This is a genomic window from Mycobacterium sp. 852013-50091_SCH5140682, assembly GCF_001665685.1.
Taxonomy (GTDB): domain Bacteria; phylum Actinomycetota; class Actinomycetes; order Mycobacteriales; family Mycobacteriaceae; genus Mycobacterium.
Genome location: NZ_LZTB01000010.1, coordinates 149,734 through 165,705, shown reverse-complemented (window position 1 = coordinate 165,705; position 15,972 = coordinate 149,734). Strand labels below are relative to the sequence as shown.

Here is a 15,972-nt window from a genome sequence, read left to right as displayed (position 1 = left end):
TGATCGACAGGTTCTACAGGGCCGAAAGTCCTCGGGCCGATCAGGTCCAGCCGATGTCCTCGATCGCCGTGGTGCCCTTCGGCGGTGTGCCCGGGGTGCCCGCCGGTGTTCGGGAGAACCGCGGTGCGGGTGCGGCCTGGTCGACGCCGTCGACCGACAGCAGCGTCGAACGGGCCCGCAGGTGCTCGTTGTCCGCGGCCTCACCCCAGGTCAGCACGGGCGTCACGCAGGCGTCGGTGCCCGCGAAGATCTCGGTCCACTCGGTGCGCGTCTTGGTCGCGAACCGTTCGGTGAGGATCGCCCGCATCTCGTCGTACCGGGCCAGCTCGAACTGTCCGGGGATCTCGTCGGCGGACAGCCCGAGCCCGGCCAGCAGCTGCGCGAAGAACTGCGGCTCGATCGATCCCACCGCCATGTAGCCGCCGTCGGAGGTCTCGTAGGTCCGGTAGTACGGCGCACCACCGTCGAGCAGGAACGACTCCCGTTCATCGCGCAGTGAACCGGTGGCCCGCATGGTCCACATCATCTGCGCCAGCATGCTGACGCCATCGACCATCGCCGCGTCGATCACCTGCCCCTTGCCGGACTTCTCCCGCTCATACAGCGCGGTGACGATGCCGATGACCACGAGCATCGATCCGCCGCCGAAGTCGGCGACCAGGTTCAGCGGCGCGACCGGCGGGCGGTCGCGGTAGCCGATGGCGCTGAGCGCACCGGTCTGCGACAAATAGTTGATGTCGTGTCCGGCCGTCTGTGCCAGCGGACCGTCCTGACCCCAGCCGGTGATGCGGGCGAAGATCAGTCGTGGGTTGACCGCGGCGCATTCCTGCGGGCCGATGCCCAGCCGCTCGCAGGTGCCCGGCCGGAAACAGTCCAGCAGCACATCGGCTTTGGCGGCCAGCTCAAGCAACTTGTCCGGTTGCGCCTTGACGTCCAGATCCACGATGCGCTTGCCCCGGTGCAGCAGATCCACGTCCTCGGCGGGCATGGTCAGCCCGCCCGGGCGGCGCACCCGCACCACGTCGGCACCCAGATCGGAGAGCATCATCGCCGCGTGCGGGCCGGGGCCGATACCACCGAGTTCGACAACTCTCACGCCATCCAAGGGGCCGGTTTGGGTCATGCGAGGCACACTAGCGGCATGTCCGAAAACGCCTACACGGTCGGTGACTATCTACTGGACCGCCTCGCCGAGCTGGGGGTGACCGAGATCTTCGGCGTACCCGGCGATTACCAGCTGGAGTTCCTCGACCACATCCTGGCCCACCCCCGTGTGCGGTGGGTGGGTGGCGCGAACGAACTCAACGCCGGGTACGCCGCCGACGGGTACGGGCGGTTGCGCGGCATGGCGGCGCTGGTAACGACATTCGGTGTTGGCGAACTGTCGGCCGCCAACGCCGTGGCGGGCAGCTACGCCGAACACGTACCGGTCGTGCACATCGTCGGCGCCCCGTCCAAAGACGCCCAGGGCGCCCGCCGCATCGTGCACCACACGCTGGGCGACGGCGACTTCGACCACTTCCTGCGGATCAGTCGCGAAATTACCTGCGCCCAGGCCAATCTGGTACCTGCCACGGCGACGCGGGAGATCGACCGAGTGCTCTCGGAGGTGCGCGAGCAGAAGCGTCCGGGCTATCTGCTGATCGCCACCGACGTGGCCCGCTTCCCCACCGAGCCGCCCGCCGCAGCGCTGCCCCGCTACACCGCGGGCACCAGCCCGCGGGCACTGGCACTGTTCACGGCGGCCGCGGCCGAACTCATCGGAACCCACCGCCTCGCGGTGCTCGCCGACTTCCTGGTGCACCGGTTGGGCTGCGTCAAGGAACTCAATGCGCTGCTGGCCGCCGACACCGTGCCGCACGCCACCCTGATGTGGGGCAAGAGCCTGGTGGACGAGAGTTCGCCGAACTACGTCGGCATCTATGCCGGTGCGGCCAGCGAGGATTCGGTGCGCGAGGTGATCGAGGATGCGCCGGTGCTGGTGACCGCGGGGGTACTGTTCACCGACATGGTCAGCGGGTTTTTCAGCCAGCGCCTGGACCCGGCCCGCACCATCGACATCGGCGCCAACCAGAGCGTGATCGCCGGGCAGGTGTACGCGCCACTGGACATGTCGGCCGCCCTGGAGGCGGTCACGGCGATCCTGTCCGAACGCGGCGTCAGCTCACCGGAGCTTGCGCCCGCACCGCCGGGGACCCCGGCCCAAACCCCGGGCAGGGACGCCGCATTGACCCAGGAGGCGTTGTGGGACAGGCTTTCTCAAGCGCTGACGCCGGGCAACGTGGTCCTGGCCGATCAGGGCACGTCGTTCTACGGCATGGCGGGGCACCGGCTTCCGTCAGGCGTGACGTTCATCGGCCAACCACTGTGGGGCTCTATCGGCTACACCCTGCCCGCCGCGCTGGGGGCCGGGCTGGCCGACCGCAGCAGGCGCACAGTGCTGCTGATCGGTGACGGCGCAGCACAATTGACGATCCAGGAACTCGGCACCTTCGGCCGCGAAGGCCTGGCGCCCGTCGTCGTGGTCGTCAACAACGACGGCTACACGGTGGAGCGCGCGATCCACGGCGCGACCGCGGAGTATAACGACATCACCGCTTGGCACTGGTCGGATCTGCCCGCCGCGCTGGGCGTGGCCGACGCCCTGACCTTCCGGGTGTCCACGTGCGGCGAGCTCGACGACGCACTCACCGCGGCAGCCGCCACCGGTGATCGCATGGTGTTCATCGAGGCCGTGCTGGCCCGGATGGACATCCCGCCGCTGCTGACCGAACTCGCACAGTCGGCGTCAGAGGCCAATTCCCGTGGGGCGTCGTAGCGACTGCCACTATGCCGACGCGATGTCACATTCCGTCGATTCGCGGTGTCTAGAGGGCGTAACCCGATCGACGAAGGAGCGCACCATGGATGCCCGACTGAACATCTTCGCCAACCCGACCGCCGCCAAGATGCTCAAGCACGTCACCTCGGCAGGCAAAGTCGTTACGACCTCGACTTTGCCTGCGGCAACACAACAATTGGTGGCCTCGCGGATCAGCCAGATCAACGGCTGCGCGTTCTGCACCGACATGCACACCAAGGACGCCACGCTCGCCGGGGAGACCCCGACCCGGCTTCACCTGGTGGCGGTCTGGCGCGAGGCCACCGTGTTCACCGAAGCCGAACGTGCCGCATTGGAATTGGCCGAGCAGGGCACTCGCATCGCCGACGCAGCAGGCGGCGTGTCCGATGAGGTCTGGGAGAATGCCGTCAAACACTACGACGAGGACCAACTCGTCGCGTTGGTGTGCCTCATCGCGTTCATGAACACCGTGAACCGGCTCAACGTCATCATCCAGCAGCCGGCAGGCGACTACCAGCCCGGACAGTTCGACGCACAGGCGTCCTAGCTAGCCGCCTTTCTTGACCTTCAACACCTGCTTGCGCAGGCCGTCGGTGGCGGTTTCGGTGCCGCCCTTCATGGCCCGCTTGAGGATGAAGCCCGGCAGCGGCACGGCCAGATCGATGGTGATGTCGAACTTGACCCTGGTCTTGTCGCCGTCGGGCGTCAGGGTGTAGCTGGCGTCCTGTTTCTTGAGCTGCGTCGCCCTGATCAGCGTCCAGCTCACCTTGTTCTCGGCCCAGGTGTATTCGATCACCTGGGTGTCGGTGATCCCGGCGGCCTTGATGGTCATCTTCACCCGACGTGGTCTGCCGTCCTCGTAGGTGTCCATGACCTCAGCGCTCTGGTACTGCGGGGACCATGACGGGGTCGCGTCGATGTCGGCCACGACGTCGAGGATCTCCTGCGGGGTCGCTTCGATCACTACTTCGCGGGAATCGCTGGTTGCCATGCGGGGAGGGTACTCGGACTACGCTCGCCGACATGACAAGTGCCGTCGATCCGACCGTGCCCCCAAGTGGCTCCGGATGTGTGGAATGCGATGCAGCGGGCGGTTGGTGGGTGCACCTGCGTCGGTGCACGGCCTGCGGGCACATCGGATGCTGCGACGATTCCCTGTCGCGCCACGCGTCGGCGCACTGGCAGGAGACCGGTCATCCCATCATCCGCTCGTTCGAGCCGGGCGAAGACTGGTTCTGGGACTACTCGTCCAACCAGTACTACGACGGTCCGGAACTCGCCCCGCCCGAACACCACCCCACCGATCAGCCCGTGCCCGGGCCCGCGGAACGGGTGCCTGCGGACTGGGTGCACCAGCTGCGGGCCCGCTAGCCCCTACGTCCCCGAAATCGCTTGCCCCACAGGCATTTCACAGCCGATGGTGAACGCTCGTCGAGTCCGGCGGGCAGCTCGGCCAAATCGGCTCGACGCAGTGCGTCAACGGTTATGGTGCGGAGGGTTTGCCCACGCTGCCGGAGATATGCTTAGGCGTAGATCCATCGCGGATCCATCGCGATATTTGCTGATGTTGCAGCTGGGCCCGGTGTCTCGGATGAATCGAGGTAACGATGGCCGATGTCGATCCGTTCGCGACGCAGCACGACGTTTCGGGCTCCGTCACGGCGGATTTGGCAGCGGCCGGCTTCGAAGACGCCGTCGAGATCGGCCGCGGTGGTTTCGGCGTCGTCTACCGCTGCACCCAGCCCTCGCTCGACCGCACCGTGGCGGTCAAGGTCCTCACGGCCGACCTGGATGAAGAGAACTGTGCGCGGTTCTACCGCGAGCAGCGTGCGGTAGGCCGCATGACAGGACATCCCAACATCGTCTACGTCCTCGAAGTAGGCACCACCGACAACGGCCATCCGTACCTCGTCATGCCGTACCACCCCCAGGATTCGCTGCACTCGCGGATCCGTGGTCACGGTCCGCTTCCGCTGAAAGACGTGCTGCGGCTCGGGGTGAAACTGGCAGGCGCCCTGGAAACCGCGCACCGGCTGGGCATCGTGCACCGCGACGTCAAGCCGGGGAACGTCCTGCTCACCGATTACGGCGAGCCGGCGCTGACCGACTTCGGCATCGCCCACGTCGCGGGAGGTTTCGAGACCGCCAGCGGTGTCGTGACGGGCTCTCCGGCCTTCGCCGCACCCGAGACCATCTTGGGCCATCCGCCCACCCCGGCCGCCGACGTCTACGGCCTCGGCGCGACCTTGTTCGCGGCGCTCACCGGTCACGCCGCCTACGAACGGCGTAGCGGAGAACAAGTGGTGGCCCAGTTCATGAGGATCACCAACGAGCCCGTCCCGAACCTCCGGGACCACGGCATTCCCGAGGACGTCAGCGCGATCATCGAACACGCGATGTCCACCGACCCGCAGCGCCGGCCATCGGCTGCGGAACTGGGCCACGAGCTGCGTGAGGCCCAACGCCACCACGGCTTCAGCGTCGACGAGATGCCCGTGCAGGCCGAACTGGGGGCGGCCGGGCAGGACACGATGTGGAAAGCCGAGTCGCCGTCGGGTGCCCGCCCGAAAGGCAACCTTCCCGCCGAACTGACCAATTTCATCGGACGTCGACGTGCGATCGCCAAGATCAAGCGGCTGCTCTCGACGTCGCGGCTGGTCACCCTCACCGGGGTCGGCGGCGCAGGCAAGACCAGGCTGTCTCAGCGGGTCGCCGCGGATCTGCAACGCACATTTCCCGACGGCGTGTGGTTTGTCGAGCTGGCAGAACTCAAGGACGAGGCTCTGCTCGCCCAGACCATCGCGAGCACGCTCGGGCTGCACAACCGCAGCGGGCGATTGCCGACACCCGCCCTGGTGGAGTACCTCTCGGACAGAAACCTGCTGCTCGTGTTGGACAACTGCGAGCACTTGCGCGACGCCTGCGCCGCGATCGCCGAGGCGGTGCTGCACGGCGCGGCCGGGGTCCGCATCCTCGCCACCAGCAGGCAGGCCCTGGGACTGACCGGGGAACACATCTTCCAGATTCCGACGATGTCCATGCCCGACGAGGTGCGGCTGCCACCGGAAGCGCTCGGCCAATACGAGTCGGTGACCCTGTTTGTCGACCGGGCAACCGCGGTGCAGCCGGAATTCGCGCTCACCGAGGACAACGCCGAGACGATCTCGCGCATCTGCCAGCGGCTGGACGGCATTCCGCTGGCGATCGAACTGACGGCGGTGCGGCTGCGCGCCCTCTCGCCCACCGAGATCCTGCATCGGCTCGAGGACCGCTTCCGCCTGCTCACCGGGGGCAGCCCCAGGGTGCTGCCGCGGCATCAGACGCTGCGGGCGTCGCTCGAATGGAGCCATGCGCTGTGCTCGGAGCAGGAGAGGCTGCTGTGGGCGCGGCTGTCGGTGTTCGCGGGCGGATTCAGCCTGTCCGCAGCCGAGGCGATCTGCTCGAGCGACGAGCTCGACGAGTGGGACGTGCTCGGTGTGCTGGAAACGCTGGTGGACAAGTCGATCGTGATCGCCGAACAGGTCGGCGATCACCAGCGGTACCGATTGCTGGACACCATCCGCCAGTACGGACTGGAACGGCTGCGTGCCGGCGACGGCGAACCAGCGCAGCGCCGACGCCACCGCGACTACTTCGCCGGCCTCGTCGAACAGGCCCACACGCACTGGCTGGGCCCCGATCAGGCGATACGGCTCAGCGCGCTGCAGCACGAACACGGCAACCTCCGCGCTGCGCTCGAATTCTGCTTCACCGACCCGGACGAGGCCGCCGCCGGTCTGCAGATGGCCAGCGCGTTGTGGTTCTTCTGGATCGCGACAGGGCTGACCAGCGAGGGACGCCGCTGGCTGGAACGCGGGCTCGCGCTGGACAAGCAGCCCACGAGTATTCGCGCCCGCGCGCTGTGGGTGGCCGGATATCTGTCCACACTCGAAGAGAACATGGTCGCGGCCAGAACGATGCTCGACGAGTGCGCGCCGCTCGCCGCGCAGCTCGGCGACGCCGACGCTGCCGCGTGGGCAGTGCAACTGGACGGTATGACGAAGATGTCCGAGGGAGACCTGCCTGCGGCGCGACGCCTGCTCGCCGAGGCGCTGGACCTGCATCGCGCCACCGGCAGCAGGCTCGGCATCCTCGACACCAGCTTCTACCTGGTCGGCGTCACCGCATTGCTCGGCGACACCGAGACAGCCATGCAGGTCTGCGCGGACGCAGTCGAACTGTGCGACACGCTCGGCGAGCGTTGGCTGAAGTCCTACATGCTGTGGGACCGCGCGCTGGTCGCGTGGCTGCACGGCGACGTCGCTGGGGCCGCCGACTCGGCGCGCGACAGCCTGCGACGGGCCCGGGAGTTCAGTGAGCAGTGGGTGATCGCCTTCTGCCTGGAGATCCTGGCCTGGGCGGCCGGTGGCGAGCCGGCGCCCGGGCGCGCGGCCCGCCTGCTCGGCGCCGCCGACCGGCTGTGGCGGCGGACCGGCGCACCCCTGTTCGGCATACACCACCTTGTCTCGGTGCACGAACAGCAGCAGCAGCGGGTGCGGGAAGCGCTCGGGAGCAAGGCGTTCGACGCGGAGTTCGGGCGCGGGCACCAGATGCAGACCGACGGCGCGATCCGGTACGCACTCGACGAACGCGCGCCGTCACCGGCCGCGACTACCTCACCGCGGCCGGACAGTGCGCTGACCCGACGGGAAAACGAGGTCGCCGCCCTGATCGCCGAAGGCAAGACGAACAAGGAGATCGCCGCCAAGCTGTTGATCGCGCGCCGCACCGTGGAGGCCCACATCGAGCACATTCTCGACAAGCTGGGCTTCATCTCCCGGACCCAGATCGCCGTATGGGTCGTCGAGCAGCGCGAACAGAGTCTCAGGACGCCCTGACCGTCAGCGACGCCGGAACCGTTGCGCCAGTTGCTCGTCGGCTTCCCACCACAGCGCGGGCCGAGCCGGCTTCTCGGCAGGCTTGGGTTCCCCGGGTTCGTCGGCCTTGTCGGCTTCCTCGACTCCCTCGGCTTCGACGGCTTCGGCCCGGTCCAGCTCGGCGTCCACCTCGGCAGCGTGCGCCTTCTCGTCCGCCGACAGTGCCCGCATCAACACGATGAGGAACGGCACCCCCAGCACGTCACCGAGGATCCACAGCACACCAGCGCCGATCACCTGGTCCATCCGCGCACTCGGGCCCCAATCCCGTTGCAGCGCGGCGTAGTACGCGGGGGCGATCAACGGCCCGAGCCACAGCACGATGCCGAGCACGCCGTCGCCGATCGACTCCACCACGCTGATCAGCAGCGAGATCAGCTGGGAGTACCGCCGCGGCACCGGATCGGCCTGCAGGCGGGCATAGAAGTAGCCGAATCCGATGAGCACCAACAGTATTCGAGTGCCCGCTGCCACCGCGGGCTGCTGCAACGCGGCGGTGTACCACGGAGTCAGGTACAGCAGCCAGGGCGTGCCGAGCATGGCGATCGACGTGGTGGCCGGGTGCAGCAGCACCCGCGCCAACCGTCCCGCCAGCAACCGGTCCAGCCTGTCTCGTCCTGCGGAGGGCAGGGCGGCACGCAGGGCGGTGACCGGCGTCGCCGAGGCCAGGAAAAACGGGACCACCAGCAGCAGGAGCACCACTTGCAGAGCGCGTACCCAGAACAGCACGTAGGCATAGACCCCGATCATGCTGACCGTGGCCAGGAGCCAGAGCACCATGGAGACGCCGAAACACCACACGGGCCTGCCGCGCAGACCGCTGCGCCGCACACACCACCCGTAACCGACCGCCAATGCCAGAACCACGACCACCGACACCGCGTCGAACTGCCACGACGTCAGGACGGCCTGCAACGTCAGGGGTCCGACCTCGGTTCGCATGGGCGACAGTATGCGACCGGTACCTGTCAGTCGGCCGTGTGTCGACTGTCAGGCGGTGTCGGCGAGAACAGCTTTGGCGGCGTTGTAGCCGGGGATGAACGTGATGCCCGGCCCACCGTGGCAACCGGCGCTGCCCAAGTAGAGGCCGGCGACGGGAATCGGCTGATCGACGTGGCCACGCGGGCCTGGGCGGTTGCGGCCCATCTGTTCGGGATGGATCAGGCCGTGGCAGTAGTCCCCGCCCGGTGCGCCGAACATGGTGCCCATGTGGCGGGGCGTGAAGGTGGTGTGCAGCATGATGCGGCTTTCGAAATCGGGGGCCAGCCGGGTGATCTTGTCGATGACCCGCTTACCCATCTCCGCCTTCATCTCGCCGTAGCTCGACGCGGATTCCTCGACCGGGAACCACAGGGCGAACGCCGACGCCGCGTGCTTGCCGGCCGGCGCCAGGGCCGGGTCATGCGCGGACGGAATCTGGAAGGCGATGGCCGGATCCTCGGGGACGATGCCCTTCCTGGCGTTCTGCCACTGCTGCTGCAGATCCTCCGGTGTGCTGAAAATGCCGATGGCCGCCTGCATTTCGGGATCGTTGAGCAACTCGTACGGCGCGGCGAAAGTGGGTGCCCCGTCGAGCGCGAAGTGCATCTGCAGGTAGCTGCCGCGATGGTCGATACGGGCGAACCGGTCCCGCATCTCGCTGGGTACGGACTCGGAGGGCAGCAGTCGGTTGATGGTGAGATCCGGGGCGACGGCGGAGACCACCACGGGTGCGGTCAGCGTCGACCCGTCCGCCATACGTACGCCGGTGACGCGACCGGCGTCGACGAGGATCTCCGCGACCGAGGCATTGAGCCGCACTTCACCGCCACCGTCGGTGAGCAGCCCGTGCAGATGTTCGGTGAGCGCACCGATACCGCCCGCGAGTTTCTTCATCAGCATGGCGTTCTCGTCGGGTACCGCGAGCCCGTACGCCAGTGCCGCTGCACTGCCCGGAGTTTCAGGGCCCCGGTAGGTGGTGTTGACGGCCAGGAAGGCCAGCATGCCGCGCAGCGCGCCGTGTTTCTCACGGTCGGGCAGGTAGCGGTCCAGCACATCGCTGACCGACCCGAACAGCAGATCGTCGATGGCCGACCGTTCGAGTTCGGTTGTGGCGCAGGCATACATCTCGTCGACACTGCGCGGCGGACGGGCGGCGTCGAAGCGACCCAACGCGCGCGTCGGGGCCTGGCTCCACGCCATCAGCCCGGCCATACCCATGACCGCGTCGGCGCCGTGCACCTCGCCGAGGTGGGTGAGCATCCTCATCGGGTCGGCGTAGTAGATGACCGGGGGATCTCCGGTGCCGCGCAGCGACACCGACATCACTTCGAGGTCGACGGTCGGCAGCGTGTCCAGGCCCAGTTCGCGGCTCACCACCGCCGAGGTGGGGAATTGCAGCGAGCCGGCGATCTCGAACCGGTAGCCGTCGAACAATTCCACCGTGGACGCCATCCCGCCGGCGTAGCGCTTGGCCTCCAGGCACACGGTGTGCAGCCCGGCGCGTTGTAGCAGCGCCGCGGCCGTCAGCCCGTTGTGTCCGGAGCCGATGACGATCGCGTCGAAGTCCGCCATCGGCTGAGGCTGACATGGTCACAATGTTTTGTCAATAATGACAAAACATCAGCCGGAGGCGGGGATGACGCCGTTCCGCAACGACTCCAATGCAGCCCGGCACAGCCGCGCCAGCTCGGGCAGCGACCGCTCCCCCGACTCGTCACCGAGCATCCAGAACTCCATCGCCCCGAACACCGCTGCGGCGATGCACCGCGCGGCGACCGTGAGCCGCAGCTGATCGTCCACACCCGGGCCCGGCGGATCGTCGCGCGCGAGCCGCTCACGGACCGCCTCGGCGAAATCCACCTCGACCTGCCGGATGTGCCGCACGATCCGGCCTGGGTCCAGCTCGGCCGCCCGCATCGCGGCGATCTTGGTCACCGCGTCAACGTCGTAGGGAAAAGCCAGGATTGCCGATTGCACGGAGTCGATCACCGATTCGCCGGGCGGACGGTCGGCCAGCGCGGCGCGAAACCAGTGCAGGCCGGCGTCGTAGTCGGCGAACAGGAGATCGTGCTTGGAGGTGAAGTGCCGGTAGAACGTCCGCAGCGATACCCCGGCGTCGGCGGCGATCTGCTCGGCCGAGGTCTCCTCGACGCCCTGGGCCAAAAACCGCACCAGCGCAGCCTGGCGCAGCGCCTCACGGGTACGTTCGCTGCGCGCGGTCTGTGCCGGGCGGACCATGCGGGTAACCTACCGCATCCCAGTAATGTCAATATTGACAAAACTTTCCTGCCGTGGTGACACTCGGCTATGGTCTCGCTGATCGTCCACGCGGTTTTGGGCATCGTCACCATCGTGCTGATCGTGCGGCTGAACCCGGCGGTCTTCAGCCGCGTCCCCATCGGCCCGAAAGTGTCGACGCTGGAGGCCGTGTTCTACGTCGTCGGCATCGCGTCACTCCCGCTGACCTGGTACTTCAACATTCGCTACGTCTACGAATACGCCGCCAACCCCTTCTTGGGGCAGGGCTCCTGGGGCGAATTCCTGCGCCTCGGGTACGCCAACCCAGCCGCCGGCTCGGCAAGCTCCGACTACACCGTCGGCAACGTGATCCTGCTTCCGCTGTTCACCATCATCGACGGCCGCAGGCGTGGAATCCGTTATCCCTGGCTGTATTTCATGTCGAGCCTGTTCACCAACTTCGCCTTCGCCTGGGCGTTCTACCTGGCCACCGCCGAACGGCAACGCCGCCACCAGGAATCGGGCGTTTCCGTCCGCTGAGCAGTCCGGCACCCTGCCAATCTGTGGATCGTGCAAGGAAACGCCGGGATCCGGGCCTTGCCCCTTCACCCGCAGGTGATCGCCCTCACATCATGGGCAGCACCAACAACCGGCGGGGAGGCCCGACAATGACGTCAAGATCTGTAGCAGGCAACGTGATTCGCGGATCACTCGGCAATCTCATCGAGTGGTACGACTGGTACGCCTATGCGGCGTTCAGCATTTACTTCGCCAGCGTGTTCTTTCCGTCGGGTAATCCGACGGCACAGCTGTTGAACACCGCGGGCATCTTCGCCGTCGGCTTCCTGGTCCGCCCGCTCGGGGGCTGGATGTTCGGCCGCTACGCCGACCGATTCGGCCGGCGCGCCGCGCTGACCCTGTCCGTGACCCTGATGGGCGCAGGCTCGCTGGGCATCGCGTTCCTGCCCGGATACGCCCAGATCGGCGCGCTCGCGCCGATCCTGCTCGTGGTCGCCCGGCTGCTGCAGGGCCTGTCACTCGGCGGCGAATACGGGACGTCGGCGACCTACCTCAGCGAGGTCGCCACGCCGCACCGGCGCGGCTTCTACTCGTCGTTTCAATACGTCACGCTGACCAGCGGCCAGCTGCTCGCGCTCGGGGTGCAGATCATCCTGCAGCAGGTGCTCACGGCTGAGCAGCTGCACTCGTGGGGCTGGCGGATCGCGTTCGTCATCGGCGCCGTGGCGGCGGTGACCGTCATGTGGCTGCGCCGCACCATGGACGAATCGCCGAACTACGAATTGGCCGTGCGAGAGAACGCCGCGGGCGCTGAGCGCGGCAGCTTGCGCGTGCTGCTGCAGTATCCGCGGGAATGCCTGACCGTGGTGGGTCTGACGCTGGGCGGCACCATCGCGTTCTACACGTTCACGACCTACATGCAGAAGTTCATGATCAACACCGCGGGACTGCCGAAAGAGGAGGTCACCTTGATCAATTTCGTCGCGCTGCTGATCTTCGTGGCACTGCAGCCGCTGGTGGGCGCGCTGTCGGACCGCATCGGCCGTCGCCCCCTACTCATCGCGTTCGGGGTGGGTGCCACGCTGGGCACCGTTCCCCTGCTCACCGCGGTGGCCCACGTGGAATCGGCAGTGGCGGCGTTCGGCCTGATGATGGTCGGCCTGGTCATCGTGTCGGGGTACACGTCGATCAATGCCGTGGTCAAAGCCGAAATGTTCCCGGCTCGCATCCGCGCGCTCGGCGTCGGCCTGCCCTACGCGCTGACCGTCGCGATCTTCGGCGGCACCACCGAATACGTGGCATTGGGGCTCAAGAACATTGGCCACGAGAACTGGTTCTTCGTCTACGTCGCCGCAGCCGCGCTGGTGTCGCTGCTGGTGTACGTCTTCATGGGCGAGTCGTCGCGGCGTTCGCAGCTGGAACGCGAAACCCGCGAATTGAACACCGGCATCGGCGAATCCGTCGCGGTTTCGCCTACGGGTTCATAGCATCAGCGTCATGCAAGTCCTGCTCGTCGAGGACGACGACGGTGTCGCGTCGGCGCTGGCCGAGCTGCTCGGCCAGACCGGCGCGACCGTGGTGCGCGCCGGGCGCGGCGCTGACGCGCTCAACCGGGTCAAGGGTTGCGATCTGGTGCTGCTGGACCTGGGGCTCCCGGACATGGACGGCCTCGACGTACTGCGTACGCTCCGGCGGGCCTCGATGGTTCCCGTCATCATCATGACCGCCCGTGACGGCGACGGCGCGGTGGTGCTCGGCTTACGCGCAGGCGCCGACGATTATCTGGTGAAACCCGTTCGAAAGGCTGTGCTGCTGGCCCGGATTCAAGCGGTCATGCGCCGGGTGCAGCGGGTCGGCGGCGCTGCGGCAGCACCCGCCGAACCGGTCATGGCCGGGCCCGTGCTGATCGACCGCGAACGCAGGGAAGTCAGCGTGGCAGGCACGCCACAGTCCTTGACCAAGACCGAGTTCCAGATCCTGGCGACGCTGGCCGCTCAGCAGGGCGAGGCCGTCAGCCGCGAAGAGCTCATGCTCGAGGTGTGGGGCACCGCGGTGGTCGGGCGGTCGAGGTCGCTGGACTTCTTCATCGGGCAGATCCGGGCCAAACTCGCGGGGTTGCCGCTACATACCGTGCGCGGCTTCGGTTTTCGGCTGGACAGCTAGATGGGTATCCGGGTCCGGGTCATCCTCGTCGTGCTGTCGCTGCTGGCGATCGCGGCACTGGCCGTACCCTTGGCCCTGAGTCTGGCCGACCGACGCTCGGCAGCGCTGGCGGCCGAACGGGGACGGCAACTGGCCGCCCTGGCCGACGCCGCGGCGATGCCGAATGTGCCACTGGATCGGCTCGTCGACCGCTACCACGACCTCTACGGGGAAGGTCTGCTCGTCGTCGATGCGAACGGCCAGGCTCTCGGTGCGCGTGGACTCACCACGGCCGATCCGGATGTCGCGACGGCCGTGGACCATGCCCTGGTCGACGCGCCGGGGCCGCGCTGGGCCCGGATCATGCCGTGGGACCGTCAGCACCGGCTGGACACCGCGGGCATCCGGCGCGACGGCGAACTGGTCGGCGCCGTGGTGATCGCCGTCGACATCTCTACTGCCGCGCGCGATATCGGGATCGGGTGGTTGTGGGTGACGGTCGGGTGCCTGGCCCTGCTGGTGCTCGCCGCGCTCGTCGGCCGCGGCCTGACCCGCTGGGTGCTGCGCCCGCTGACCGGGCTGGAACGCGCCGTCGCCGAGATGACCGAGGGCGTGTCCGGTCCACCGGCCGATGTCGCGGGGCCGCCTGAGCTGCGCCACTTCACCTCCGCGTTCAACACCATGGCTCAGGTGGTGCGGGCATCGCTGGACCGGCAGCGTCGCCTCATCGCCGATGCTTCCCATCAGTTGCGGAATCCCCTTGCCGCCGTGCGGCTTCGCGCGGACAGCCTGGAAGATTATGTGGCCGAGGATGGCCGGGCGACCTACGGGTCGATGTCGGCAGAACTGGACCGGCTCGAAAACCTGCTGCAGCAGTTGCTGCGGCTGGCCCGGGCGGAGGAGGTCAGCGGTAGCCGCCGGGTGGGCCTGTCCACCACAGCCGAAGAGTCGACCGATCTGACCGATGTGATCGACGAACGGCTGGCGTTCTGGAAGCCCGTGGCCGACAGCCAGAACCAACACCTGACGCAGCTCGCCGACCATGCCGCTCCCCACGTTCAGCTCGCCAGACACGATGTGGAACAGCTGCTCGACGTCGCGATCGACAACGCTCTGCGCTACGCCGGGCCCGGCACCACGGTGACGGTGTCGGTCCTGTCAAGCGATCAGACGGTGGATCTCACCGTCAGCGACGATGGTGTCGGCCTGCCCGAGGACGACTTGGCAAGGGCCACATCGCGGTTCTGGCGCGGGCGCGACGACCGGTCTGGCACCGGGCTCGGGCTGGCCATCGCCGCCGAGATCGCGGCGGGGCATGGCGGGACGCTGACGGTGGACAAGGCTGCCGAGGGCGGTCTGCGGGTGTGTTTCAGACTCCCCGTGGCGGGACCGCCGGCATGACAGTTTCAGTGACCAGGCGGGCTTTCGTGATCGGCGCTGCGAGCCTGCTGGCGGCGGGCTGCATGCGCAACGGACCGACCGCGCGTGTGCGGCTGGCCGCGGGCGAATCCGGCGGCCTGTATTTGGCGTTCGCCGAACTGCTGGCCGCGCGCATCCACGCCCGCTACCCGCATGTGCAGGTCGATGTCATCGCCACCGAGGGCAGCGTCGACAACCTCGCGCGGCTACGCTCCGGCGAGGCCGACATGGGACTCGCACTGGCCGATGTCGCCGAACACGACCTGGCCGGCGGACCTCGCGAGACCGCACCGCAGGCGCTCGCCCGGGTGTACGAGAACTACCTGCAGGTCGTGGTGCGGGATATCGCTGCGGCGCAGCAACTTTCCGATCTCAGAGGTGGCCGCGTCTCGATAGGCCCCGGCGGCTCGGGCGCGGCGGCGACCAGCGTGGTGATGCTCGACGCGGCCGGGCTGCGAAACCGGGTGACGCTGGTGAACTACCGCCTGCGCGACGGCCTGACCGGGCTCGCGAACGGCGAGCTGCAGGCCGTGGTGTGGTCCGGCGGAGTCCCGACACCCGCGATCGCCGACCTGGATGCCCGCCAGCCGCTGCGCATGCTCGACATCGGCAACCTCGCGGCACCGATGACCCAGCTCTCGGGCTACCCGTACCTGGTACGCAGCGTGCCCACCGGCGCCTACGCCCCACCTGGCCTCAAGACGATCGGTGTCCCGAATTTGTTGCTGGTCGGGCGCGCCGTCGCCGACGACGTGGTGGCCGCGACCGTGGACGTACTCACCTCGGACGCACCGCAATTGGTGCCGGCGCATGTGCGTGGCCTGCAGTACCTGGCCCCGGCGTCGATGATCCAGACCGGGCTGGTGCCGTTGCATCCCGGCGCGGCGCAGGCCTATCGCCGGCTGCACGGCTGAC

Annotated in this window: 14 protein-coding genes; 9 read left to right on the top strand and 5 right to left on the bottom strand. The window is 67.8% G+C overall.

Features of this window, described 5'->3' with window-relative positions; all coding sequences use genetic code 11:
• Positions 1-40 precede the first annotated feature (40 nt).
• Entirely contained in the window at positions 41-1,123 is a 1,083-nt protein-coding gene (locus A5784_RS03315) for a CaiB/BaiF CoA transferase family protein (protein WP_064942275.1), read from the bottom strand.
• Positions 1,124-1,141: 18 nt separating this feature from the next.
• On the opposite strand from A5784_RS03315, the gene A5784_RS03310 reads away from it, so the two are divergent.
• Positions 1,142-2,818: an alpha-keto acid decarboxylase family protein gene (locus A5784_RS03310; protein ID WP_064942273.1), complete on the top strand. Its 1,677-nt coding sequence runs from the start codon at positions 1,142-1,144 to the stop codon at positions 2,816-2,818.
• A gap of 85 nt (positions 2,819-2,903) precedes the next feature.
• Complete coding sequence (locus tag A5784_RS03305) at positions 2,904-3,389, top strand: carboxymuconolactone decarboxylase family protein (protein WP_064942271.1); 486 nt, start codon at positions 2,904-2,906, stop codon at positions 3,387-3,389.
• On the opposite strand, the gene A5784_RS03300 is transcribed toward A5784_RS03305, so the two are convergent.
• Positions 3,390-3,833 (bottom strand): SRPBCC family protein, encoded by a 444-nt coding sequence (locus A5784_RS03300; protein ID WP_064942269.1) that lies wholly within the window; start codon positions 3,831-3,833, stop codon positions 3,390-3,392.
• Between the two features lie 32 nt (positions 3,834-3,865).
• Here A5784_RS03300 and A5784_RS03295 point away from each other — a divergent pair, with 32 nt between their 5' ends.
• Positions 3,866-4,213 (top strand): UBP-type zinc finger domain-containing protein, encoded by a 348-nt coding sequence (locus A5784_RS03295; protein WP_064942266.1) that lies wholly within the window; start codon positions 3,866-3,868, stop codon positions 4,211-4,213.
• Between the two features lie 236 nt (positions 4,214-4,449).
• Positions 4,450-7,719, top strand: a complete 3,270-nt coding sequence (locus A5784_RS03290; RefSeq protein WP_064942264.1) for a protein kinase domain-containing protein — start codon at positions 4,450-4,452, stop codon at positions 7,717-7,719.
• A 3-nt stretch (positions 7,720-7,722) separates the two neighbouring features.
• On the opposite strand, the gene A5784_RS03285 is transcribed toward A5784_RS03290, so the two are convergent.
• From A5784_RS03285 to A5784_RS03275, 3 genes are read right to left on the bottom strand one after another with little or no spacing between them, the layout of a single operon-like run.
• Complete coding sequence (locus A5784_RS03285) at positions 7,723-8,700, bottom strand: cytochrome c oxidase assembly protein (protein WP_064942262.1); 978 nt, start codon at positions 8,698-8,700, stop codon at positions 7,723-7,725.
• Between the two features lie 48 nt (positions 8,701-8,748).
• On the bottom strand, positions 8,749-10,311 hold the full coding sequence (locus tag A5784_RS03280) for a phytoene desaturase family protein (RefSeq protein ID WP_064942260.1): 1,563 nt from the start codon (positions 10,309-10,311) through the stop codon (positions 8,749-8,751).
• A 48-nt stretch (positions 10,312-10,359) separates the two neighbouring features.
• On the bottom strand, positions 10,360-10,977 hold the full coding sequence (locus A5784_RS03275) for a TetR/AcrR family transcriptional regulator (RefSeq protein WP_064942258.1): 618 nt from the start codon (positions 10,975-10,977) through the stop codon (positions 10,360-10,362).
• Positions 10,978-11,046: 69 nt separating this feature from the next.
• Between A5784_RS03275 and A5784_RS03270 the strand changes: the two genes are divergently transcribed.
• From A5784_RS03270 to A5784_RS03250, 5 genes are all read left to right on the top strand, one after another.
• Positions 11,047-11,517, top strand: a complete 471-nt coding sequence (locus tag A5784_RS03270) for a DUF2834 domain-containing protein (protein ID WP_064942256.1) — start codon at positions 11,047-11,049, stop codon at positions 11,515-11,517.
• 128 nt (positions 11,518-11,645) lie between these two features.
• Positions 11,646-12,983, top strand: coding sequence for an MFS transporter (locus A5784_RS03265; protein WP_064942394.1), 1,338 nt, complete (start codon positions 11,646-11,648; stop codon positions 12,981-12,983).
• 10 nt (positions 12,984-12,993) lie between these two features.
• A complete protein-coding gene (locus tag A5784_RS03260) occupies positions 12,994-13,659 on the top strand; it encodes a response regulator transcription factor (protein ID WP_064942254.1) in 666 nt (221 codons plus the stop codon).
• Positions 13,660-15,039 (top strand): sensor histidine kinase, encoded by a 1,380-nt coding sequence (locus A5784_RS03255; RefSeq protein WP_064942252.1) that lies wholly within the window; start codon positions 13,660-13,662, stop codon positions 15,037-15,039.
• Positions 15,036-15,971 (top strand): TAXI family TRAP transporter solute-binding subunit, encoded by a 936-nt coding sequence (locus A5784_RS03250; RefSeq protein ID WP_064942250.1) that lies wholly within the window; start codon positions 15,036-15,038, stop codon positions 15,969-15,971. Before A5784_RS03255 ends, A5784_RS03250 begins: the two co-directional genes overlap by 4 nt.
• Position 15,972: the final 1 nt, after the last annotated feature.

What these genes read in the sequence shown, in the direction of transcription:
- A5784_RS03265 (WP_064942394.1), top strand. Translation starts at nt 11,646, where the DNA reads ATGACGTCAAGATCTGTAGCAGGCAACGTGATTCGCGGATCACTCGGC.
- A5784_RS03275 (WP_064942258.1), bottom strand. Translation starts at nt 10,977, where the DNA reads ATGGTCCGCCCGGCACAGACCGCGCGCAGCGAACGTACCCGTGAGGCG.
- A5784_RS03255 (WP_064942252.1), top strand. Translation starts at nt 13,660, where the DNA reads ATGGGTATCCGGGTCCGGGTCATCCTCGTCGTGCTGTCGCTGCTGGCG.
- A5784_RS03295 (WP_064942266.1), top strand. Translation starts at nt 3,866, where the DNA reads ATGACAAGTGCCGTCGATCCGACCGTGCCCCCAAGTGGCTCCGGATGT.
- A5784_RS03250 (WP_064942250.1), top strand. Translation starts at nt 15,036, where the DNA reads ATGACAGTTTCAGTGACCAGGCGGGCTTTCGTGATCGGCGCTGCGAGC.
- A5784_RS03280 (WP_064942260.1), bottom strand. Translation starts at nt 10,311, where the DNA reads ATGGCGGACTTCGACGCGATCGTCATCGGCTCCGGACACAACGGGCTG.
- A5784_RS03305 (WP_064942271.1), top strand. Translation starts at nt 2,904, where the DNA reads ATGGATGCCCGACTGAACATCTTCGCCAACCCGACCGCCGCCAAGATG.
- A5784_RS03310 (WP_064942273.1), top strand. Translation starts at nt 1,142, where the DNA reads ATGTCCGAAAACGCCTACACGGTCGGTGACTATCTACTGGACCGCCTC.
- A5784_RS03290 (WP_064942264.1), top strand. Translation starts at nt 4,450, where the DNA reads ATGGCCGATGTCGATCCGTTCGCGACGCAGCACGACGTTTCGGGCTCC.
- A5784_RS03260 (WP_064942254.1), top strand. Translation starts at nt 12,994, where the DNA reads ATGCAAGTCCTGCTCGTCGAGGACGACGACGGTGTCGCGTCGGCGCTG.
- A5784_RS03270 (WP_064942256.1), top strand. Translation starts at nt 11,047, where the DNA reads ATGGTCTCGCTGATCGTCCACGCGGTTTTGGGCATCGTCACCATCGTG.
- A5784_RS03315 (WP_064942275.1), bottom strand. Translation starts at nt 1,123, where the DNA reads ATGACCCAAACCGGCCCCTTGGATGGCGTGAGAGTTGTCGAACTCGGT.
- A5784_RS03300 (WP_064942269.1), bottom strand. Translation starts at nt 3,833, where the DNA reads ATGGCAACCAGCGATTCCCGCGAAGTAGTGATCGAAGCGACCCCGCAG.
- A5784_RS03285 (WP_064942262.1), bottom strand. Translation starts at nt 8,700, where the DNA reads ATGCGAACCGAGGTCGGACCCCTGACGTTGCAGGCCGTCCTGACGTCG.